The organism is Hydrogenophaga sp. GW456-12-10-14-TSB4 (assembly GCF_059424305.1).
Genome location: NZ_JBWKZH010000086.1, coordinates 1 through 20,651 on the forward strand (window position 1 = coordinate 1; position 20,651 = coordinate 20,651).

Here is a 20,651-nt window from a genome sequence, read left to right on the forward strand (position 1 = left end):
CCCCCACCACCCTGTCCTGACCTGGAGTTGCCCCATGAACCACATTCGCCGACTTTCCCTCCTGGCCTGCGCGCTGGGCCTGCTGAGCACCGCCGCACCGGTGATGGCGCAAGGTGCGTACCCCGACAGACCCGTCAAGGTCATGGTGGCGCTGCCGGCTGGCGGCGGCGTGGACATGATCGCCCGCCTGGTGGGCCAGAAGCTGGCGGCCGTCACCGGCCAGCCCTTCGTGGTGGACAACCGGGCCGGCGCTTCCGGTCGCATCGGCCTGCCCGTGGTGGCCAAGGCGCCGCCGGACGGTTACATGCTGATGGCGTCGCCCGCCTCGTTCCTGACCACCAACAAGCACATCTTCAAGGAGATGCCCTACGACGCGGAGACCGACTTCGCGCCGATCACCAAGCTGGCCAACCAGGCCATGGTGCTGGTGGTCCGGGACCAGCGCAAATACGCCACGGTCGGTGCCGTGGTGGCCGCAGCCAAGGACAAGCCCGAGTCCGTCAACTACGCCTCGTCGGGCGACGGCAGCCCGCAGCACCTGGCGGCGCTGATGTTCGAGACCGGCACCAAGGTGCGCATGACGCACGTTCCCTACAAAGGGGGCGCGCTGGCGATCAATGACCTGCTGGGCGGCAATGTGGACATTCTGTTCGCGCCGTTGCCTGAGGCGCTGCCGCATGTGAAGGCCGGCAAGCTGGTGGCACTGGGCATCATGTCCGAGCAGCGCTCGCCACTGATCCCGGACGTGCCGACCATGCGCGAAGCCGGCATTCCCAACATGGAGTTCCAGACCTGGATCGGCATGCTGGCGCCGGCCCGCACACCGCGTCCCATCGTCGAGCAGCTGAACCGCCAGATCCACGCCATCCTGGCCAGCGAGGAAGTTCGGAACCAATTGCGCGATGCCGGCATGGACGTGGCGCCGACCACGCCTGAGCAGTTCGGCAAGACGATTGCGGAGGAGAGCCGCCTGCATGCCAGACTCGTGAAGGCCGCGGGATTGCAGCCTCAATGAAGACAAGAAAAAGCCCGGCCACCATGAAGGTGGACGGGCCCAAGCTGTAGATCTGCAAGGAGACAACAACAGCAACTGCTGGGTGCCACACGCCGCATGGTGTGTGGCCTGGCGCCATTGTACTGTATGTGAATACAGTATTTTGCTGCCACCTGATTCAAGGTGCTCGATTTTCAGCCGATGAACAGCTACCCCGGGCTGTACGACCGGGTGGCAATGCTGCATCGACAAAAGAGGATCGAGTTCATGAACATGCTCAAGCATGGAGGGCGCCTGGCGCGTCTATGGAGCGGGCTGTTGCTCGCCGGGGCGGGGTGGATGGCCTTCAGTGCGTCGGCGATGGCTGCTTCGGTGACCATTTCCGGCCATGCGGAAGCGGCGGCGGCCACCACCGTCACGCCCAATATCGCAGGGGGGCAGAACACGAACTTCACCTCGTGCAACACCGGCCCGTGGAACTACAAGCTGTACACCTTCACGGTGGATGCCACCGGCACCTACACGGCGAGCGTGGTCACGGGGGCGACGCTGAACACCACCTTTTTCCTGCAGGGGACGTACACCCCTTCGATCACGCCGTGCGCGCCGTCCGTGTATTCGCGCTTCCTGGTCTCCTCGCTCGCCACCGGCTCACCGCGCACCGCCACCTTCACCGGCATCGGCCTGACCCTGCAAGCCGGCGTGCAATACAGCGTGCTGATCGCTTTCGACTTCCCCACCGTTGGCTCGCAGCCTTTCACGCTGAACATGAGCGGCCCCGGCTGCATCGCCATCGGCACCCATACCTGCAACGATCCGAACAGGAACGCGGAGGTGATCGGCCTGGTCTCCGCGCAAGCCGATGCCGCGCAGCGTTTTGCCGCCGCGCAGACGGTCAACGTCCAGAGCCGGCTGGAGAGCCTGCACCGGCGCAAGCCGGCATCGACCGAAAAAACCGGCACCTTCGCCCCAGGTGATGTGCAAGGGCGTGCGGGCCTCGCCCATGACGGCGGTTCCGGCATGGGTGGTGCGATGGCGGGAAGCCATCCGCGCCCGTTGCCCCTGGGCATGCAGGGTGCACCCGATCCGCGGGTGGCGCAGACATCCGGCTCGGTGCCGCTGTCCGGCATCCCGCTGAACGGCACGCGGCAGAACGCGATGGGGATGGGGGTCGACCTCTGGAGCGCGGGCGTTGTCAACCTCGGCAAGCAGGGCAGCACGGATTCGCACTTCAGCACCGCTGGCATCACGGTTGGCGCCGACAAGCGCTACAGCGACAAGCTGGTGCTGGGCGTGGGCAGCGGCTTTGCCCACGACCGCCAGAAGGTCGGCGGCAACGGCACGCGCAACACGGGTGAAAGCTACTCGCTGAGCGTCTACGGCAGCTACCAGCCGGCCGACGGCTTCTTCATCGACGGCCTGCTCGGCTACGGCAGCCTGCGCTTCGATGCGCGGCGCTTCGTGACCGAGAACGGCTTGTTGGCTTCCTCCAAGCGCTCGGGCTCGCAATGGTTCGCCTCGCTCGCCGGTGGCTACGACCACGAGTTCGAGTACGGCGGCAGGAAGGTGTTGATTGCCCCGTACACCCGTCTGGACCTCGCCCGGACCCGATTGAACGGAGCCACCGAAAGCGGCGGCGGCCAGTTCGATCTGAGCTATTCGGCGCAACACATTCCCACCACCAGCCTGGCCTTCGGCGTGCGCGGCGAAACCACGGTGTTCCTGAGCAGCGGCACCGTCGCGCGGCCTTACTTCCGCGCCGAATACCTGCACGACTTCGCCAGGACCGGCGTCGCGCAGATGAGCTTTGTCAACCGACTGCCCGGGGTGGTCTACCAGATCGACAGCACCCGCCTCAACAGCAACACCGCCCGCCTGGCGCTGGGCAGCAGCTATCAGTTCCGCAAGGCCGTTGTGCTCGACTTTTACTACCAGTACAGCTACACCGGCACCACCAAGACCAAGGCCGATACCTTGGCGGTGATGGTGAGCAAGACCTACTGAGGCAGGCCGCACACCAAAGCCACGGCGGAGCAGGTCAAAAGCCACAGCGTCGGGTCTTGTCCTTCCTGCGCTAGCAAGGCGGTCATCGACCAGAAGCAGGCATTGATTCAAATAGGAATCGCATGACATCAGAAGGACAAGAGAGGCTCGACGCTTGGTATGACGGCAGTGCCATCTGCGTCGTTGCAATTGGCTCTCACGGTGATCCACTGGACCTCGCAGAACATGAAGTCGAAGCATTCATTGAAAAGCTTCAACAGTGCCTGCGCGACGCGAGGGACTCAGAAAAGAAATGAGGTGCCGGGAAAGGTGAAAATTTCCGCTCAGGGCCCGAAGCGGACGCTCCTTCAGTTCCAGTTCGCTTTGCCCTTCGCGCCAGAATTTCTGGGTACTCATGCGAATGTCAGCTTTGGCCGATTGCAGTCAACTAGCAGTCAAAGCCATGGTTCTTGCGGTAGTAGTCGGCTTGTTCAGCCGGGACCTTCTTGAACATGGCACACACGGTGAAGCTCCCCACTTGCCGACCGTTCTGCACGTACCCCCAGTCCGAAATTTCGTCCCGTTTGAAGCGGACGATTTGTCCGCCCCTGACATTTTTGACCAGTCTGGGTTCGTTGGCGAGAACGCCTGCAAATGCCTGGGCTTCGACGCGAAACGGAGAAACCCAAAAATGCTCTACCGCGTCACCGTCGCGAATCATCACCTTGAGCTTGTACCCATCCGTCCCAGGACGCGGCGCTGAGGCAAGCACCAGGAAGTCGCTCAATGTGCTCCGTGCATGTCGAATGGCGGCGACCATGTCCGGATCGGTGGTTCCCACCAGCACGACTTCGTTTGTGTCACGCGCTTGCGCGTTGATCGCGACGGACAAACCCATCGCGAGCCACAAGAAAGCCGCAACAGCCCTCAAGATCGGTAGTCTCATTTCTGCCCTCCATGAAATACTGACGCGAACTCTGTACTGATGTCCGCTTCTGGCCGTCGATGGCCATCAAAATGCCATTGTTGATCATCGAACCCAATGTCCCACGACGTATGGTCCGGCCCCGTTTGCAAAGCGTCCAATCTGACGAATTCAAACGAGTTGGTTGGTGGTGCCATGGGAATCGTCGTTGTGGCCTGGCAGATGAGCCAGGCCTCGCCGTTCTTCGCATCAAGGCTTCTTGCTTTTTGGGGGCCGCTCACCGTGGACCATTTCGACTCGAAAGCCGAGGCTCAAGCCTGCGTGCGAAAGGCCAGCTACGCAGTGCGCTGATGCCGACGCCCGCATCACCTCACTCGCAGAGCCGAACGGGGTTTGAGCGCGAAAAAAACAAGGGCCCCGTCGGGGCCCTTGTTCTGTGATCCGCTCGCGCGCTCAGTCCGCCTTCAGTTTGACGGCCTGAAACACCCGCTGCAGCCGCTGCGCCTCGGCGTTGTAGAAGGTCTGTGCCTGTTTCAGCGGCATGGCGCGCGTGAGCGCCACGCCGCCGGCTTCGCGCGTGTACGCACCGAACTCCGGCCCTTGCAGCGCGGTGTCGATGGCCTTGTTCGTCGCCGCCACCACGTCGGCGGGCGTCTGGCGTGGCAGGAAGACGCCGGTCCACACGGTGTAGACGAAGTCCTTCAGGCTGGCGTCGATCTCGCTCAGGCGCGGCAGGCCGGCCACGGTCTTGTCGGCCGTGTGGGCCAGGGCGCGCAGCGTGCCGGCTTCGATCAGTTTGGCGGTGCTGCCGGCCATGGGCAGGAAGGCCACGTCCACCTGGCCGCCGATGAGGTCGTTCACCGCCGGTGCCAGGCCCTTGTAGGGCACGTGCATGAGCTGCTGGGTGCCGGTGAGCATCTTGAAGTGCTCGCCCATGAGGTGGTAGAGCGTGCCGCTGCCCGGCGTGGCGTAGGTCAGGGCTTTGTTGGACGGGTTCTTCAGGTAGTCCAGCAGGGCCTGCGCCGAGTTGATCTGCAGGCTGGGTCGCACCACCAGCGCGATGTTGGTGTACGAGAGCTGCGACACGAGCACGAGGTCGTCGGGCTTGTAGCGCACGCTGGGCATGGTGAGCGGCGGCAGGATGGGTTCGGCCACGGTGGTGAGCAGCATGGTGTGGCCGTCGGCCGGCGCGGCCAGCACCTTGCCCACGCCCATGGCGCCGCCGACGCCGGCGAAGTTTTCCACGATGACGGTTTCACCCAGGGCTTTCTGCATCAGCGGCTGCATCACGCGCGCGACCATGTCGGCCGGGCCGCCGGCCGGGAAGGGCACGACGACGGAGATGCGGCGCGCAGGGAAGCCGGCGCCTTGCGCGTGGGCCAGCGGGGCAACGAGGGTGCCGAAGGCCGGCGCCAGGGCAGCGGCCAGCAAGGAACGGCGAGCGATCTTCTTCATGGTGTCTTGTCTCCTGTGTTGTGTCGTGATCAGGCGGCGGCCTTGGCGGGCGGCGTCGCGGGGCGGTGCTGTTTGCTCTGGTCGATGCGGTAGAGGCGCGTGGCGTTGCCGCCAAGGATGAGTTCCAGCGCGTGGTCCGGGATCTCGGGCATGTCGAGCGCGCGGGCGTGTTCGTTGATGTTCTGCACGGTTTTGTGGAAGGTCCACATGAAGGGATTCTCGGAGCCGTAGAGCAGGCGCTCCCAGGGGTTGACGCAGCCGAAGTCGTGGATCAGCTGGTAGACGGTGCGCGGATGGTAGAAGCCCAGCGCGCTCAGGTCGGCGTGGAAGCTGGGGTTGCGCGCGACCACGCCCATGGCTTCGGCGGCGTAGGGGTAGCCCAGGTGGCAGATGACCACCTTCATCTTGGGGAAGCGCTGGCCCACTTCGTCGAGCAGCCAGGGTTGCTGCAGCTTCATGTCGGCGCCGCAGACGGGCGTGAAGCCCATGTGGAAGTGCACCGGCACGCCGAGCGCCGAGGCGGCTTCGTACAGCGGTTCGCAGGCCTTGTCGCGCGGGTCGAAGTGCGCATACGTGGGGTAGAGCTTGATGCCGCGGAAGTCGTGCTCGCGCACGCAGCGCTCGAGCTCGTCGGCGGCGCCCCAGGGGTCGATGATGGGGTCGGCGCTGCAGATGCCGATGAGCCGGCCCTTGGAGGCCTTCACTTGTTGCGCCACGAATTCGTTGGGCACGTTGTAGGGGCGCTGTTCGGGCGGGAGCACGCGGTTCCAGTTGCCGGCGAGCACGCAGCACACGTCGATGCCGACCTCGTCCATCACGTGCACGAGCATCTCGCCGTCGCGGCGCTCGGACTTCACCTCGGTGCTGTGGTACCGGAAGCCGCGGTCGCTCCAGTTCTTGCGCAGCTCGCTGTAGATGTGCTGCGAGACGTGAACACCCGGCTGGCCCAGGTGGATGTGGTTGTCGACGACGAACATGCGGTCTCCTGTTTGATGTTGGGCCGAAGTGTAGTCATCGAATAGTTTGATGTCAAACTAATAGACGGAGAATGATTTCAAGGCGACGTGCTATCCTGCGGGCCGTCCATGGCCGATTGCTCCCCCCCTTCCTCTCCCGCGCTCGACGCTTATGTCGGGTACCACCTCCGAAGAGCGCACAACCAGGCGCTGCGCCGGCTGGATCTTGCGTTGGGCAAGCTGCAGCTCACCACGGCCATGTACGGCGTGCTGGAGCTGTTGAGTTGCAATGTGGAGCTGCCGCAGGGGCAGCTGGCGAAGGGGGTGGGGCTGACGAACCCGTCGATGGTGCCGCTGGCGGACAAGCTGGCTGAGCGCGGCCTGATCGATCGCACGCGCCAGGCGCACGACCGCCGCACGGTGTACCTGAAGCTCACGCCCGAGGGGCGCAAGTGCTGGAGCCGCGCCGCGCGCGTGGTGCGCGAGCACGAGGCGGCGTTGCGCGCTGCGCTCTCTGATGCCGAGACTGCCGAGTTGATCCGGCTGCTGGGCAAGATCACCGGGGAGTGAGACCCCGGCGCCTTAGCGCCCTTGTTGATGGTTTTTGGCAAGCCGATGTTCTCGAATACGATGTTGGCAACCTGCCATATGCGGGCAGCCTCATGCGGCAGAACCCATGCGCCGCCTACCCTGCATCTGCCCTATGACACCAACTGTTTTCCTGCGTTTTTGCGCCCTCGTTGTCCTGGTTGCACTCGCTGGCTGCGCCTCTTCACCCGAAGATGTCCGTCGCTCGGCTGCGGGCAAGGTGGATTTCGAGATAGAGAGGCCGCTGGCGGTGGTCTTTGAAGAAATCGCGACGAAAGCAAGGCAGTGCATCCCCAAAGATGGGCCTGACAGTTTTCCTGGTGTGAAGATTCAATGGATTGTCCAGACCCAGATGGCCACCGATCAGAGCAGCGGACAGATTCTCTTTTTGAACCGTCACACCGGCATGGAGAACCACTTCATGGTCAGCGACTTCGTTTCCATCGGCGCCACCAGGACTCGGATCACCACGCACTATCGGCATTCACCCTGGGCGCAAGCGGCGAACAACGTGAAGGGGTGGGTGACCGGTGGTTCTCAATCTTGCTGGTTGAAGAGCTGAAGGAGGCCTTTTGCAGACGACAGGGACAGCTCGACTTCATCGTCTGCCTGGAGTCCGCTGGCATGGTGCTTCCGGTGGTGATCGCTGTGGGAGCGGTCGCTACCGCGCACGATTCAGGGTCGGGTTGAGCACAGGAGCCGAACTTCGAGAGGGGCAAAGATGAGGATCTCTGTTGTTGGTGCACACCTTCCGCGCCTCACGCCACATCGAATGTCGAAGTGGATAGACGACGCAGTCAAAGAATTTCAAGAGGTTTTGACTGAGCTTGTGGAAGGTGGGAGGTCGACATCTTGGACGCTGGATGAAATTGCCCTGCGAGCCGAAGAACTACCCGATGAATACACGCGCGCGATGAGCCGCGTGGCACTCTTTGAGGTACTTGTGGAGCAGTCGAACGAGGTCTTCGAATTCCTTCAGTTCAGCGAGTTGCGAACAACCTCCGTTGCGTGGGAGCCAGTTGTGCTGACCGGCGATGGTGAGAGCAGACTAGAGACAACGGATGCCTACTCCACCGACTTGACGACGTTTCGCGCTGCCTTCTATATCCACGATTGGCCGGAGGGCGGCGCTCTGGTTGGACCCACAGGGCCACTTCCTCTGCCGCAGTTCACGCCTGTGCCCGAGCGGTTGTGGAAATTGGCACCGTATGTTCTGCTGGACTGACCGGTAGGCCACCGCTCGCTCAGACCTGTTCGGCCGCGATCGGGTTGCGCAGCACGCCCAGCGCATCCACCTCCACCTCCACCACATCGCCCGGCTGCATGAAGAGCGGCGGCTGGCGCTTGAAGCCCACGCCGCCCGGTGTGCCGGTGACGATGACGTCGCCCGCTTCGAGTTCGGTGAAGGCGCTGATGTGCGCGATGAGCGAAGGGATGCTGTGGATCAGCAGGTCGGTGGTGGAGCGCTGCACTTCCACGCCGTTGAGCCGGGTCACCAGGGTCATGATCTGGCCGGGGCGGATCTCGTCGGCGGTGACCATCCAGGGGCCGAAGGCGCCGGTGCGCGCGAAGTTCTTGCCGGCGGTCCACTGCGAGGTGGCGGTCTGCCAGTCGCGGATGCTGGCGTCGTTGTAGCAGGCGTAGCCGGCCACGTGCGCCCAGGCCGCGCTGTCGGCGATGCGGCGCCCGGGCTTGCCGATGATGACGGCGATCTCGCCCTCGAAGTCGAGCGCGGTGGACTCGGGCGGCACGAGGATGGCCTGGCCGTGCCCGGCCTGCGAGTTGGCCACGCGCAGGAACAGCGTGGGCGCTTGTGTGACCTGCCGGCCGGTCTCGGCCACGTGGTCGGCGTAGTTGAGGCCGACGCAGACGATCTTGGCCGGCCGGCCGATCACGGGCAGGAACTCGACGGCATTGAGCGGGATGCGCTCGGTGAGGGTGCGCGCCAGGGCGGCGGCCTGTTCAAGCAGGTCTTGTGCGATGACGGACTGGAGGTCGGGCGCGAGCGCGCCCATGGCCGGGCGCAGGTCCACGAGGTGCTGGTCGTCGATCACGGCGCCGTAGGTGGCGACACCGTTGTGCAGGAAGCTGGCGAATTTCAAGAGAGGCCTTCTGTGTGGGGTGGTCAGTTCAGTGGGACGCCGGCGGCGTCGATGGCGCGCTTCCAGTAGGTGAATTCGGCCTTCCAGAAGTCGCCCATGGCTTTGGCGTCCATGGGGTCGGGCACGGCGCCGAGTTCGGTGAGCGTGCGCACCACCTCGGGCCGCGCGCAGGCTTCGAGCGTGGCTTTTTCGAGCTGGGCGACGATGTCGCGCGGCGTGCCGGCGCGCGTGAACACACCGAACCAGCTGGAATTGGAGAAGCCTTTGACGCCCGCTTCGGCGAAGGTGGGCACGTCGGGCAGGGCGGGGGAGCGCTGGTCGGTGGAGACGCCCAGGGCGCGCACCTGGCCGGAACGGATGGGACCGATGACGCCGGTGATGTTGTCCAGCACCGCGACGATGTTGCCGCCCATGAGGTCCTGGATGGCAGCGGCCGCGCCTTTGTAGGGCACGTGTTCCATGGCGAAGTCGCCGTCGCGCTTGAGCAGTTCGCCGGTGAGGTGCATCACGCTGCCGGTGCCGCCCGTGCCGTAGCTGGCGCGCGTGGGGTTGGCGCGGGCCCAGGCGGCGAATTCCTTGAGGTTGCGGGCCGGGATGTCCTTGTTGACGATGAGCACGTTGGGCAGCTTGGCCACCATGGCCACGGGCTGGAAGGCGCCGACCGGGTCGTAGGTGAGCGTCTTGGCCTGGGTGATGGGGGTGAGCACCGCCGAGGTGACGATGTTGGAGAGCAGGGTGTAGCCGTCGGGGGCGGAGCGGGCCACGTCGGCCGCGCCGATGGCACCGGCCGCACCGCCCTTGTTGTCGACCACCACGGTGCCCTTGAGCACTTCGCCCAGGTGCTTGGCGACGAGGCGGGCAACGATGTCGGTGGAGCCGCCGGCCGGGTAGGGCACCACCATGCGGATGGGGCGGTCGGGATAGCCGGCGGCGCGGGCCAGGCCACTGCCCATCAGGGCGGCCAGGGCCGTGCCACCGGCAACGACGCTGCGGCGGGTGAGACCATTCGAGGGGTGTGCGTTCATGGAGCTTCTCCTGGTGGGGCGGGGTGGTGGTGGGGTGTGCTCAACGCAGCGACTGGCGCAGGTGGCGGATGGCGTCGCCCTGGCGGCCGATCCAGGTGTCGTCGAGCGCGCGCGCGCGGCGGATCAGTTCCTCGAACACGCCGATGCCGCTGAGGCGACCGAACACGTGGCCGTGGATGGAGGGGTTGAGGCGCACCGCACCGGGCTCGTGGTGCTGCACGAAGTCGAGCCAGTCGTCGAACAGCTCCAGCATCTGGCGCGGCGCGTTGCCGTAGCGGATGGCGTGCGGCGTGTCGTTCATCTCCATGCCGCCGGGGAAGGCCGCGATCTCCTTGTCGTCGAAGCGCACCAGGTAGGGCAGGTCGTCGTTCATGGTGTCGCCGTGCCACTCGTAGCCTTCTTCGGCGAGCAGGCGCGCGGTGCGCACGCTGGGCGAGGCGCGCGGGCTGATCCAGCCCACGGGGCGCACGCCGCAGACTTTTTCCAGCAGGTCGGTGGTGCGGCGGATGTTGGCGCGCTCGGCGGCTTCGTCGAGGTAGGCCGGGATCACGTCCATGCCCCAGGAGTGCGCCACGATTTCATGGCCGGCGTCGGCGATGCGGCGCAGCGTCTGCGGGTAGCGCTCGGCCAGCACGCCGCAGACCAGCATGCTGGTCTGGATCTGCTGGCGCTCCAGCACGTCGAGGATGCGGTGGATGCCGCGCCGGATGCCGTACTCGACCCAGCCGAGCGCGTTCAGGTCGGGCGTGCCGGGCTTGAGCGGGTTGCCCATGGGGCCGAAGCCCGGCCACTGGTCGTCGGACCAGCCTTCCAGCGCGACGCGAAAGAAGATGCCGAGGCGTTGGCCGCCGGGCCAGCGGAAATCGGCGGGGGGCAGGGTTTCGATGGCATCGGCGTGCACGTCGAGTTTCTGAGGCATTCGGGGCTCCGGGTTCCAACCGCAAGGCGCCAGTGCCTTGCCTGATGGAGCCCGAGCTTACGGAGTCGACTGTGCAACCACAAACGACTTCTTTTGCACGCAGCGTTGATCTGCGCGCAACGCTTCACGCGCCGCTTCAGAGCGCCGCGCGCCCCACTTCGGTGAGGTGCTTGAGGAAGGCCGCCGAGGCCACGGGCAGCTTGCGCTCGGAGAGCACGCAGACGTCGATGCCGCCCTGGCAGAGCAGCGCGTCGTCCAGCGGCACGCCCACCAGCTGCTCCATGGCCAGCTCGTTGCGGATGGACATGTGCGAGAGCAGGGTGATGCCGCCGCCGTTGCGCGCGAAGCCGCGCAGCACCGCGAGCGAGTTGGCTTCCAGCGCTGGCGTGATGTGGACCTTGGACATGTGGCTCTGCAGGTCGATCAGGCGGCGCACGCCGAAGCTGTTGTCGGGCAGGGCCAGGCGCTGGCCGGCGATCTGCGACAGCGTGAGGCTCTTGCGCCGCGCCAGCGCGTGGGTCGGTGCCATCACGGCGAGCAGGGGCGCGTGCAGGTGCAGGGCCGAGTGCATTTCGGCCTTGGGCTGCAGGTTGAAGACCAGGCCGATGTCGGCCTCGCCGCTGGCGATGCCGTTCTCCACCGCACCGGTGCCGGTGATGCGCAGGGAGAAGGTGATGTTGGGGTAGGCGTCCTGGAACTGGGCGATGGCGGGGGCCAGGAAGTCCGAGGCGTAGCCCTCCACCGAGAGCAGCGACACATGGCCGCGGTGCAGGTTCTGCAGCGCGTCCAGCTCGGAGCGCATGCGCTCGATGCCGTTGAGCGCGTCGCGCACGTGGTTCAGGTAGACCTTGCCGGCGGCGGTCAGCACCATGCCGCGCGCGCGCCGCTCGAACAGGGTGACGCCCAGGTCTTCCTCCAGCTTCTGCAGCTCGCGGCTGAGCGCGGAGGGCGTGACGAAGAGCCGCTCGGCGGCAGCGCGGATGGAGCCGCTTTGCGCCACTTCGAGGTAGCGCAGCAGGGAGGTCTGCAGGATCATGCGGCGATTCTAGGATATGTGTTGCGAAAATGGCAACTCATTGTTCAAAACAAATCGTTTGTTGCGACGCCAAACGGCAGGCACATTTGCGTTTCCAACGTTTTTCCGCACACAGGAGTTCCCATGACCAAACAAGTGATCTACAGCCCCAAGGTGACCCGCACGAAGGCGCCCCACGCCCACGCCGTGCGCACCGGCAACCTCGTGTTCGTCTCCGGTTGCCCGGCCTACCACGGCGAGATGCAGCTGGCCAAGGGCGACTTCACCGCGCAGATGCGCCAGTGCATGACCAACCTGCAGAACATCCTGGAAGAGGCCGGCTCGTCGCTGGCCCAGGTGGTGAAGGTCAATGTGTTCCTGGACCGCCGCGCCGACTTCGACGAGATGAACGAGATCTACCGCGAGTTCTTCGGCAACGACCCGCAGACCTGGCCGGCGCGCACCACCGTCGAAGCCCGCCTGCCGCGCAAGGATTTCCTGCTGGAAATCGAGTGCGTCGCCGAAGTGGAGTGATGGCCATGGGCAAGATCGAAGCGCGCCTCGCGGAACTGGGTATCGTGCTGCCCGATGCGCCCATCATCAAGGCCAACCCGGCGCTGGTGCCCGGTGTGGCGGTGGGCAACCTGTTCTTTTGCCAGGGCGCCCTGGGGCACCACAACGGCGAGTTCCCCTACCTGGGCAAGGTGGGTGACAAGGTCTCGGTGGACGAGGCCTACCAGTCGGCCCGGCTGTGCGCGATCAACCACCTGGCCCAGGCCAAGGCGGTGCTCGGCGACCTGGACCGGATCGTGCGTGTCGTGCAGCTGCTGATCTACGTCAACGGTGCGCCCGGTTTCGAGCGCGCGCCCTACGTCTCCAACGGCGCGTCGGACCTGTTCGTGGAGGTGCTGGGCGCGGAGCGCGCGGCGATGGCGCGCGCCAGCCTGAGCGTGCCCGACCTGATCTACACGGCGCCGGTCGAGACGATCTGCACCTTCGAAATCCAACCCTGACCTTCTCCCCCGTTACGCGCAAAGGACCACCACCATGCAAAGACGTCATCTCATCCAAGCCCTGGGCCTCGGCAGCCTCACGTCGGCATGGCCGGCCTTTGCCGAGGCTTTTCCCTCCCGCCCCATCACGCTGGTGAGCCCCTGGGCGGCGGGTGGCACGAACGACCTGCTGTGCCGCCTGCTGGCGCGCGAGGCCGGTGGCGTGCTGGGCCAGCCCATGGTGGTGGACAACAAGCCGGGCGCCAGCGGTGTCGTCGGCACCACGGCCGTGGCCCGCTCCAAGCCGGACGGCTACACGCTCACGCTGGGCAGCACGCCCGGTTACGCCACCGCGCCCGCGCTGTACCCGAACCTGCCCTACGACCCGCTCAAGGACTTCACACCCATCATCGGCGTGGCGACCGTGCCCAACGTGCTGGTGGTGCCGCCTTCGCTGCCGGTGAACTCGGTGCAGGAACTCATCGCCTACGTCAAGGCGCGTCCCGGCCAGGTGACGTACGCCTCGGTGGGCAATGGCTCCACCCAGCACCTGTGCGCCAAGCTGTTCGAGCGCATGACCGGCACAGAGATGATCCACGTGCCCTACAAAGGCACGGCGCCCGCGATGCAGGACCTGCTGGCCGGTCGCGTCACGCTGGCGTTCGAGAACATGCCGCCGTTGCTGCCGCAGATCCGCAGCGGCGCCCTGAAGGCGCTGGCGGTCACGTCGTCGCAGCGCGTGGCGCAACTGCCCGACACGCCCACCCTGGCGGCCTCGGGCCTGGCCGATTTCGGCGCGTCCGTGTGGTACGCGGTCTTCGCCCCGGCGGGCGTGCCCGCGCCGATCGTGGCGCAGCTGCAGAACGCCTTCACGCAGGCCCTGCGCCAGCCGTCGGTGACGGCGCAGCTCGCGCAGCTGGGCCTGACCACGCTGGCCTCGGACGCGGCGGCCACCAAGGCCTTCGTGCAGGCCGACGCCACCAAGTGGGGTGGCATCATCCGCTCGGCCGGCATCACGGCGGATTGAAGCAACAGCAGCAGGAGCACAGCGCATGAGTGAGAAGCAACAGGCCGACGGGCGCCTGGCGGGGCGCACCGCCCTCGTCACCGGCGCGGGCAAGGGGCTGGGCCGCGCGATCGCGCTGGGCTTTGCCGCGGCGGGGGCCGACGTGGTGCTGATGGCGCGCACGCGCAGCGACCTGGAGGCCGTGGCCCGCGAGGTCGAGGCGCTCGGCCGGCAGGCCCTGGTGGCCGTGGCCGACGCCACCGACTCGCGGCAGGTCGATGCGGTGGTGGAACAGGCGGTGGCGCGCTTCGGCCGCGTGGACGTGCTGGCCCATGCGGCCGGCGGCAGCCTGCGCAAGCCCAGCGTGGAGGTGACGGACGAGGAATGGGACGGCGTCATTTCGGCCAACCTCTCGTCCACCTTCAAGGTGTGCCGCGCCGTGGGCCGGCACATGCTGGCGCAGGGCGGCGGTTCCATCATCAACCTCTCGTCCACCGCCGGCATGCGGGGCCGGGCCGGCAACGCGCCGTACTCGGCGGCCAAGGCGGCGGTCATCAACCTCTCGCGCGCGCTGGCGATGGAGTGGGCACCGAAAGGGGTTCGCGTCAACGTGCTCGCGCCGGGCCGTTTCCTCACGCCGCTGACCGAGGCCGAAATGTCGGTGCCCGAGAAGTACGCCGCCTTCGTGCGCCAGGTGCCGCTGGGCCGCATCGGCAAGCCCGAGGAAATCCAGGACATCGCGGTGTGGCTGGCCTCGGATGCCTCGGCCTACGTGACCGGCAGCACCATCACGCTGGACGGCGGGCAGACGCTCGCCTGACCGCCGGCTTCTTCTTTTTTTTGAATCCGACGCCCCGGCGACATGGCCGGGGCGGGAGCCTTCCTGTCGCTTTCACCATGCCATCCGCTCTCTCGAACATCCTCGCGCTCAAGGACTTCGCGCCGCTCGCGCAGCGCCGCCTGCCCCGGCCCATTCACGGTTATGTGGCGGGCGCGGCAGAGGACAACGTCTCGCTGCGCCGCAACCAGGACGCGATGAACGCCTATGGCTTCGTGCCGCGCGTGCTGGTGGACGTGTCGCACCGCACGCAGCAGCAGTCGCTGTTCGGCACCCCCTACGCCAGCCCGTTCGGCATCGCGCCCATGGGGCTGGCCGCGCTCTCCGCCTACCGGGGCGACATCGCGCTGGCCAGGGCCGCGCGCGAGGCTGGCATCCCCGCGATCCTGAGCGGCTCCTCGCTCACGCCGCTGGAGGACGTGGCCCAGGCCGCGCCGGGCACCTGGTTCCAGGCCTACCTGCCGGGTGACGAGGCGCGCATCCTGGCGCTGCTGCAGCGCGTGCGCAGCGCGGGCTACGAGACGCTGGTGGTCACGGTGGACATCCCCGTGAGCGCCAACCGCGAGAACAACGTGCGCAACGGGTTCTCGACGCCGCTGCGGCCGAGCCTGCGCCTGGCGTGGGAAGGCGTCTCGCACCCGCGCTGGCTGCTGGGCACTTTCGCCAAGACACTGTGGCGGCACGGCATGCCACATTTCGAGAACTCGTTCGCCGAGCGCGGCGCGCCCATCCTCTCGCGCAATGTGCTGCGCGACTTCTCGCACCGCGACCATCTGGACTGGTCCTTCGTGCAGCGCATCCGCGCCTTCTGGCACGGGCCGCTGGTGATCAAGGGCATCCTCAGCGTGGCCGACGCGGTGAAGGCCAAGGCGCTCGGGGCCGACGGCGTCATCGTCTCCAACCACGGCGGGCGCCAGCTCGACGGGGCGGTGGCGCCGATGCAGGTGCTGGCGCGCATCGTCGACGGCGTGGCGGGCCTGCCGGTGATGGTGGACGGCGGCTTCCACCGCGGTTCGGACGTGCTCAAGGCGCTCGCGCTCGGGGCGCGCTTCGTCTTTGTGGGCCGGCCGTTCAACCACGCGGTGGCGGTGGCGGGCCAGCGCGGCGTGGCGCACGCCATCGAGCTGCTGCGTGCCGAGATCGACCGCAACATGGCCATGCTGGGCGTGACGGACTGCGGGCAGCTCGACCGCGATCTGCTGCTGCCGGCGTCAGGGGGCTGAACGGGGCGCGCGCTGGTCCACCGAGACCTTAAGGTCCTGCGCGGCCTGCAGGTGCTCGCGCAGCGCCGGCAGGTGCTTGGAGGCGAAGGCCTTGACCTCCGGGTCGCGCGATTCGAGCGCGGTTTTTTCGTACAGGGGAATGTTGCTCTTGTAGGCCTCCACGCCCATCTGGTTGAGGTAGCGGCGGTCGAAGGTGTCGTCGCCCAGGCCGGCGATGATCATTTCCTTGCCCTTCTGCAGCATCGACGGTTCGGTGGGCAGTTCCTGCTGCTTGGCGGCGGCGAGCGTGCGCAGCTCTTCGCCGACCCTGGTGTGCTCGTCGACCATGCGCTGCGCGAAGTCGCGCACCTTGGGGTTGCGTGCCTTGGTCAGGGCCAGGCGGCCGGCCGACACTTCGGCATGGCCGTTCTGGGCCGCCTGTTCCAGAAAGGTCTTGTCGATGGGCGCCAGAGGCTGCGCGAGGGCCGTCGTGATCCACAGCAGGGTGGTGGTGAACGCCAGGGCGGTCAGGGGACTGGCTCGGTGCGTCATGCGGGGCTCCTTCCTTGCATCCGTGGAATCCCATCACCGGCAAGGCGTGTGCCTGCGCCAGGCAGGAACGCCGTTTGCCCCGCAAAACGACCATGAGCCGCACCATTCGACTGCCCCCTTCGCCCCCGCCGGCCGATCCCAGCGAGCTGCTGGACTCGGTGGCGGGCGAGGAAGACCCGGGCGCGGCGCTCGATGCACCGGTGCCGCCGCCGCGCGCCCCGCTCAGGGACGCGGGGGCTGGCGGCTCACCAGCCGCGCCGCGGCCAGGTCCCAGCCGCCCCAGCCGCAGCTCTTGAAGAACACCGGGCCGCGGACCGGCCGGGGCGAGGCGAGCCAGTCGCCCAGGGTGGGCAGGGCCGTGACGTCGATGCCGGCCTGCAGCAGGTCGCCGGCCTCATGGTCGGCGTCGCGTGTGTCCACCACCAGGGTGCCGCGCGCGGCGAGATCGCGGCAGACCTCGGGCGCCCACTCCACCATGCGCGGCGTGAAGGCGCCCACGGCGGCCACGAAAGCGTCGTCGCGCGGTGTGCCGCGCAACGCCACCTGCTGCGCCGGCGTGGTGCTCACCACCAGCGGGCAGTCGGCCAGCGCGGCATCGGGGTTGTCCACGCGGCGCGCGTCCAGGCCCAGCGTGCGCGCATGGGCTACCAGGGCGTCGGCGCTCGCGGCCTGGCGCGAGGCGATGCGCACCTCGCGCACGCCCAGCCCGGCGGCGAAGGCCTCCAGGTGCGAACGGCCCTGCACGCCCGCGCCCACGATGAGCAGCGGTCCGTCGCGCCGGGGCGCGAGATGGCGCGCGGCCAGCAGGGACACGGCGGCGGTGCGGCGCGCGGTCACGGTGGGGCCGTCGAGCAGGGCGGTGCGCTGGCCGGTGGCGGCGTCGAACACCACGATGTCGCCCTGGATGCTGGGCAGCTGGCGCGTGCCGTTGTCGGGCACGAAGGTGATGAGCTTGGTGATGGCCACGCGCGCGTCGGTCGCGGGCATCACGAACAGGCTGCCGCCGCCGGGCAGGGGCTGCACGATGCGCGCCGGCACGACCACCGAGGGGTCGCGCAGCAGCGCTTCGATTTCGTCGGCCAGCGCCGGGTAGGGCAGCGCGGCGGCGGTGGCGTCGGGGCTCACTTCATTCGGTAGCGGTAGACGCCGTCGGCGCCCGTTTCGCGCACGGCTTCGTCGCGCGCGAGCAGGTGGTTGAGGTGGGCCACGCCTTCGCCGGTGGCCATGCCGAGCAGCTCGCCGTTGCTGTCGATGGCGCGCGCGAACAGCGCGCCGAACACGTCCACCGTGCGCCGGGGCGATTCGGCGAGGCTGCGGCGCAGGCGCTGCAGGCCGCGTTCGTGGCCCTGCGCCAGGCGGTCGAGCCGTGCGTGCAGGCCACGGAAGGGCTCACCGTGCGCGGGCAGCACGAGCAGGTGGTCGCCCAGCGTGGAGCGCAGGCGCTCGATGCTGGCGATCCAGTCGCCCAGCGGGTCGGCATCGGGCTCGGTGGGGAACACGCTCACGTTGGACGAGATGCGGGGCAGCACCTGGTCGCCCGAAACCAGCACGCCGAGCGACTCGCTGACGAGGCAGGCGTGTTCGGGCGAATGGCCCCGGCCGATGATGACGCGCCAGTCGTGGGCGCCGATGCGCACCGTCTCGCCGTCGCTCAGGCGGCGGAAGCTGTCGGGCAGCGTGTGCATGTACTTGCTGTAGCCGCCGAAGCGGGTGCGGTAGATGTCCAGCGCTTCTTCGTTCCAGCCCATCTGGCGGTAGAACTGGATGGCGTCTTCCGGGGCTTCGCGGCCGGTGTCGGCCACCAGCGTGCGGCAGGTGAGGTACTCGAGCCGGGTCATCCACAGCCGGCACTGGAACTTGCGCGTGAGCCAGCCGGCCATGCCGACGTGGTCGGGGTGCATGTGGGTGCAGAAGACGCGCGTGATGCGCGGGCCCTGGGGCGTGGCGGCCAGGGGGCCTTCGGGCCCGGTGAGCTGGCGCCAGGCGGCCAGCGTCTCGGGCGTCTTGGTGCCGGTGTCGATGACGGCCCAGCCCGTGCCTTGCTCGTCCTCGTCGGCCACGGCCCAGAGGTTGATGTGGTTGAGCGCGAACGGCAGCGGCATGCGCAGCCAGAGCACGCCGGGCGCGATCTCGCGCACCTGGCCGGGCGCGGGCGGCTCACCGCAGGGGTACTGCAGGGCGTAGGGGGTGTCGGGGGCGCTGGCCGGATCGTCCGGGCGGCCGTCGGAGGTGGGGGCTTCGGGCATCCGGGGATTATTTCAGAAGGCCCCCCGCCGCGCTGTCACCCCCGGTGGTCAGACCTCGCGCGCGCCGGCCCACCAGCCGCTCATGAGGCTGGCGGGTTTGGTGCAGGCGCACACCCGCGCGCTGCTTTCCCAGGACTCCACCTGCACGTTCAGGCCGGCGAACACGCCGTAGCCGGCGCCCGCGCAGATGACCTCGTGCGCGCTCAGGCTCTCGCCCGCGCGGATGGTGCCTTCGGCCAGGATCGAGCGGCCGGCCTTGATGCCCCAGCCGGCTTCCAGGTGCATGGCGCTCTCGATGCTGCCGCCGGCCTGGATGCCGTCGCCCGCGCGGATGCTGTCGCGCGCCGTGAGCCGGCCGCCCACCACCAGGCTCTTGCCGCACACGATCGGCCCCTGCGTGACCAGGTCCTGGCCCACATGGGCGTTGCCGGTCACGTTGAGCGGGCCGCCGCACCACAGGTCCCAGGCGGCGCGGATGTCGCCGCCGCAGCGCAGGTGCTCGCGCGCCTCGATGCCCCAGGCCGCCTTGAGGTGGCCGGCGACCTCCATGGAGCCGTCGCTGCGCACCGTGCCGCTTGCCTTGATGTCATCGCCCGAGACCAGGGACTGGCCGACCACGATGCTGCCGCCGGCCTGGATGCCCCGCCCGGTGCGGATCAGGGTGTCGACCTCGATGTTGCCGCGCACCAGCAGCGAGCCGGCGAACACCAGGGCCTCGGCGTTCACGGCGTCCACTTCCAGCACGGCATTGGTCGGGCCGAACTGCGAGAGCAGCCAGCAGGCGTCGCTCACCCGGCCGGCGTCCACCAGGGCGTCCAGCAGGTCCTGGTAGTTGCTGCCGTTCTCATGGTGGCGCAGGAACCAGCGAAAACCGTCGGCGCAGGGCTGCTTGGTCTTGATGAATTGTTTGGTCAGGTCCATGGCGGTCGTCATCCCTGGCTCGCCATCACGGGCACCGGTTCGGGCATGCCGTCGAAGGGCACGACGAGCACGTCGCTCTCGGCCCACTTGGCCAGCCGCTGGGCCACGCTGCCGGTGAAGAAGCGCGTGAGCGTGGAGACGCGGCGCTTGCCGACCACCACCAGCTCGGCCCGGGTGGCCTGCTGCTGCAGGGCGGTCTGGTACGCGGGGTCGCCGTTGCCGACGTCGAAGGCCATGGCGCTGGGCGACAGGCCCAGCGTGCGCGTGAGCTGGATCAGGCGGTCCTTGGCCTGCTGGCGCGAGCCGAGGCGATTCGCGCGGATGGCGTCGAAGGACACGTCCGCCGAACGCAACCGGGACTCCTCGATGGTGTCGATGGCGTGGAACAGCTGGAGCGCGGAGGGGCTGGCGAACTGGCGGGCGTAGCTGATCAGATCGCGCGAGCGCGGCGAGAGGTCCACCGCCACCAGCACCTGCTCGTAGTTGCGCTCGGCCGCCTGCTTGACCACCAGCACCGGGCAAAGGCTTTCGTGCACGAACTGGTCGAGCGTGGTGCCCCGGTAGAAGGTCTTCCAGCGGCGCTGCAACAAGGGGCCCATCACCAGCAGGCTGGCGTTGCGGCCTTCGCGCACCACGTCCTCCAGGGTCACGGGGTTGCGCTCCAGGGCGTGCGCGCGGATGCCGTGGCGCCGGGTCAGCTGCCGCGCGCGCTGCGACAGGCGCGCGATCGGATCGCTGAAGAAGCGGTGGGGTTCTTCCGCGAAGTGCATGAGCCGCAGAGGGGCGTTGTGTTGGCCGGCAAGGAGCGCGGCCCGATCCAGTGCGTGCTCGGACTGTGTCGTGAAGTCGGTGAGGGCGAGAATGGAATCGAAGGTCATGGGACATCCTGGACGTGCGGGGGCCAACCCCAAGGCGCTGGGCCGGTGGGGGCG

Annotated in this window: 24 protein-coding genes; 12 read left to right on the forward strand and 12 right to left on the reverse strand. The window is 67.7% G+C overall.

The features are described 5' to 3' along the window. Positions 1–34: 34 nt before the first annotated feature. The 3 genes from AC07ZS_RS26815 (at position 35) to AC07ZS_RS26825 (ending at position 3,294) form a co-directional block, all read left to right on the forward strand. Complete coding sequence (locus AC07ZS_RS26815; protein WP_494801502.1) at positions 35–1,015, forward strand: Bug family tripartite tricarboxylate transporter substrate binding protein; 981 nt, start codon at positions 35–37, stop codon at positions 1,013–1,015. Positions 1,016–1,261: 246 nt separating this feature from the next. Continuing rightward, entirely contained in the window at positions 1,262–2,998 is a 1,737-nt protein-coding gene (locus tag AC07ZS_RS26820; RefSeq protein WP_494801503.1) for an autotransporter outer membrane beta-barrel domain-containing protein, read from the forward strand. Between the two features lie 122 nt (positions 2,999–3,120). Beyond that, complete coding sequence (locus tag AC07ZS_RS26825; protein ID WP_494801504.1) at positions 3,121–3,294, forward strand: hypothetical protein; 174 nt, start codon at positions 3,121–3,123, stop codon at positions 3,292–3,294. Between the two features lie 131 nt (positions 3,295–3,425). Here AC07ZS_RS26825 and AC07ZS_RS26830 read toward each other — a convergent pair whose 3' ends face one another. Next, entirely contained in the window at positions 3,426–3,923 is a 498-nt protein-coding gene (locus AC07ZS_RS26830) for a YegJ family protein (protein WP_494801505.1), read from the reverse strand. A gap of 174 nt (positions 3,924–4,097) precedes the next feature. On the opposite strand from AC07ZS_RS26830, the gene AC07ZS_RS26835 reads away from it, so the two are divergent. Then, on the forward strand, positions 4,098–4,253 hold the full coding sequence (locus tag AC07ZS_RS26835; RefSeq protein WP_494801506.1) for a hypothetical protein: 156 nt from the start codon (positions 4,098–4,100) through the stop codon (positions 4,251–4,253). Between the two features lie 102 nt (positions 4,254–4,355). Here the strand turns inward: AC07ZS_RS26835 and AC07ZS_RS26840 are convergent, their stop codons facing one another. Continuing rightward, positions 4,356–5,357, reverse strand: coding sequence for a Bug family tripartite tricarboxylate transporter substrate binding protein (locus AC07ZS_RS26840; RefSeq protein ID WP_494801507.1), 1,002 nt, complete (start codon positions 5,355–5,357; stop codon positions 4,356–4,358). Positions 5,358–5,386: 29 nt separating this feature from the next. Beyond that, positions 5,387–6,334: an amidohydrolase family protein gene (locus AC07ZS_RS26845; protein WP_494801508.1), complete on the reverse strand. Its 948-nt coding sequence runs from the start codon at positions 6,332–6,334 to the stop codon at positions 5,387–5,389. A gap of 108 nt (positions 6,335–6,442) precedes the next feature. Between AC07ZS_RS26845 and AC07ZS_RS26850 the strand changes: the two genes are divergently transcribed. From AC07ZS_RS26850 to AC07ZS_RS26860, 3 genes are all read left to right on the forward strand, one after another. After that, positions 6,443–6,883 (forward strand): MarR family winged helix-turn-helix transcriptional regulator, encoded by a 441-nt coding sequence (locus AC07ZS_RS26850; RefSeq protein WP_494801509.1) that lies wholly within the window; start codon positions 6,443–6,445, stop codon positions 6,881–6,883. Between the two features lie 133 nt (positions 6,884–7,016). Further along, positions 7,017–7,463 (forward strand): hypothetical protein, encoded by a 447-nt coding sequence (locus AC07ZS_RS26855; protein WP_494801510.1) that lies wholly within the window; start codon positions 7,017–7,019, stop codon positions 7,461–7,463. Between the two features lie 210 nt (positions 7,464–7,673). Continuing rightward, positions 7,674–8,126 carry a hypothetical protein gene (locus AC07ZS_RS26860; RefSeq protein ID WP_494801511.1) on the forward strand — a complete coding sequence of 151 codons (453 nt, stop codon included), beginning with the start codon at positions 7,674–7,676 and terminating at the stop codon, positions 8,124–8,126. Between the two features lie 19 nt (positions 8,127–8,145). Here AC07ZS_RS26860 and AC07ZS_RS26865 read toward each other — a convergent pair whose 3' ends face one another. The 4 genes from AC07ZS_RS26865 to AC07ZS_RS26880 form a co-directional block, all read right to left on the reverse strand. Continuing rightward, entirely contained in the window at positions 8,146–9,003 is an 858-nt protein-coding gene (locus AC07ZS_RS26865; protein WP_494801512.1) for a fumarylacetoacetate hydrolase family protein, read from the reverse strand. 23 nt (positions 9,004–9,026) lie between these two features. Beyond that, positions 9,027–10,028: a Bug family tripartite tricarboxylate transporter substrate binding protein gene (locus AC07ZS_RS26870; RefSeq protein ID WP_494801513.1), complete on the reverse strand. Its 1,002-nt coding sequence runs from the start codon at positions 10,026–10,028 to the stop codon at positions 9,027–9,029. A gap of 40 nt (positions 10,029–10,068) precedes the next feature. Continuing rightward, positions 10,069–10,947, reverse strand: a complete 879-nt coding sequence (locus AC07ZS_RS26875; RefSeq protein ID WP_494801514.1) for a polysaccharide deacetylase family protein — start codon at positions 10,945–10,947, stop codon at positions 10,069–10,071. A 136-nt stretch (positions 10,948–11,083) separates the two neighbouring features. Then, positions 11,084–11,983, reverse strand: coding sequence for a LysR family transcriptional regulator (locus AC07ZS_RS26880; protein ID WP_492441568.1), 900 nt, complete (start codon positions 11,981–11,983; stop codon positions 11,084–11,086). Between the two features lie 123 nt (positions 11,984–12,106). Here AC07ZS_RS26880 and AC07ZS_RS26885 point away from each other — a divergent pair, with 123 nt between their 5' ends. The 5 genes from AC07ZS_RS26885 (at position 12,107) to AC07ZS_RS26905 (ending at position 16,021) form a co-directional block, all read left to right on the forward strand. Continuing rightward, positions 12,107–12,496, forward strand: a complete 390-nt coding sequence (locus AC07ZS_RS26885) for a RidA family protein (RefSeq protein ID WP_291115815.1) — start codon at positions 12,107–12,109, stop codon at positions 12,494–12,496. A 5-nt stretch (positions 12,497–12,501) separates the two neighbouring features. After that, positions 12,502–12,975 carry a RidA family protein gene (locus tag AC07ZS_RS26890; RefSeq protein ID WP_291115818.1) on the forward strand — a complete coding sequence of 158 codons (474 nt, stop codon included), beginning with the start codon at positions 12,502–12,504 and terminating at the stop codon, positions 12,973–12,975. A gap of 34 nt (positions 12,976–13,009) precedes the next feature. After that, positions 13,010–13,981: a Bug family tripartite tricarboxylate transporter substrate binding protein gene (locus AC07ZS_RS26895; RefSeq protein WP_494801515.1), complete on the forward strand. Its 972-nt coding sequence runs from the start codon at positions 13,010–13,012 to the stop codon at positions 13,979–13,981. A 25-nt stretch (positions 13,982–14,006) separates the two neighbouring features. Then, positions 14,007–14,780 (forward strand): SDR family NAD(P)-dependent oxidoreductase, encoded by a 774-nt coding sequence (locus tag AC07ZS_RS26900; protein ID WP_494801516.1) that lies wholly within the window; start codon positions 14,007–14,009, stop codon positions 14,778–14,780. Positions 14,781–14,857: 77 nt separating this feature from the next. After that, entirely contained in the window at positions 14,858–16,021 is a 1,164-nt protein-coding gene (locus AC07ZS_RS26905; RefSeq protein WP_494801517.1) for an alpha-hydroxy acid oxidase, read from the forward strand. On the opposite strand, the gene AC07ZS_RS26910 is transcribed toward AC07ZS_RS26905, so the two are convergent. The 5 genes from AC07ZS_RS26910 to AC07ZS_RS26930 all read right to left on the reverse strand — a co-directional run bounded on the left by AC07ZS_RS26910 (position 16,010) and on the right by AC07ZS_RS26930 (position 20,597). After that, positions 16,010–16,552: a DUF4142 domain-containing protein gene (locus AC07ZS_RS26910; RefSeq protein ID WP_494801518.1), complete on the reverse strand. Its 543-nt coding sequence runs from the start codon at positions 16,550–16,552 to the stop codon at positions 16,010–16,012. The genes AC07ZS_RS26905 and AC07ZS_RS26910 overlap by 12 nt on opposite strands. Before the next feature lie 222 nt (positions 16,553–16,774). After that, positions 16,775–17,677, reverse strand: a complete 903-nt coding sequence (locus AC07ZS_RS26915) for a delta(1)-pyrroline-2-carboxylate reductase family protein (RefSeq protein ID WP_494801519.1) — start codon at positions 17,675–17,677, stop codon at positions 16,775–16,777. Further along, positions 17,674–18,798: an MBL fold metallo-hydrolase gene (locus AC07ZS_RS26920; protein WP_494801520.1), complete on the reverse strand. Its 1,125-nt coding sequence runs from the start codon at positions 18,796–18,798 to the stop codon at positions 17,674–17,676. Before AC07ZS_RS26920 ends, AC07ZS_RS26915 begins: the two co-directional genes overlap by 4 nt. 48 nt (positions 18,799–18,846) lie before the next feature. Then, the gene (locus AC07ZS_RS26925) at positions 18,847–19,719 is read right to left on the reverse strand and encodes a hypothetical protein (protein ID WP_494801521.1); all 873 of its coding nucleotides are present in this window, start codon (positions 19,717–19,719) and stop codon (positions 18,847–18,849) included. A gap of 8 nt (positions 19,720–19,727) precedes the next feature. Further along, positions 19,728–20,597, reverse strand: a complete 870-nt coding sequence (locus tag AC07ZS_RS26930) for a universal stress protein (RefSeq protein WP_494801522.1) — start codon at positions 20,595–20,597, stop codon at positions 19,728–19,730. Positions 20,598–20,651 lie beyond the last annotated feature (54 nt).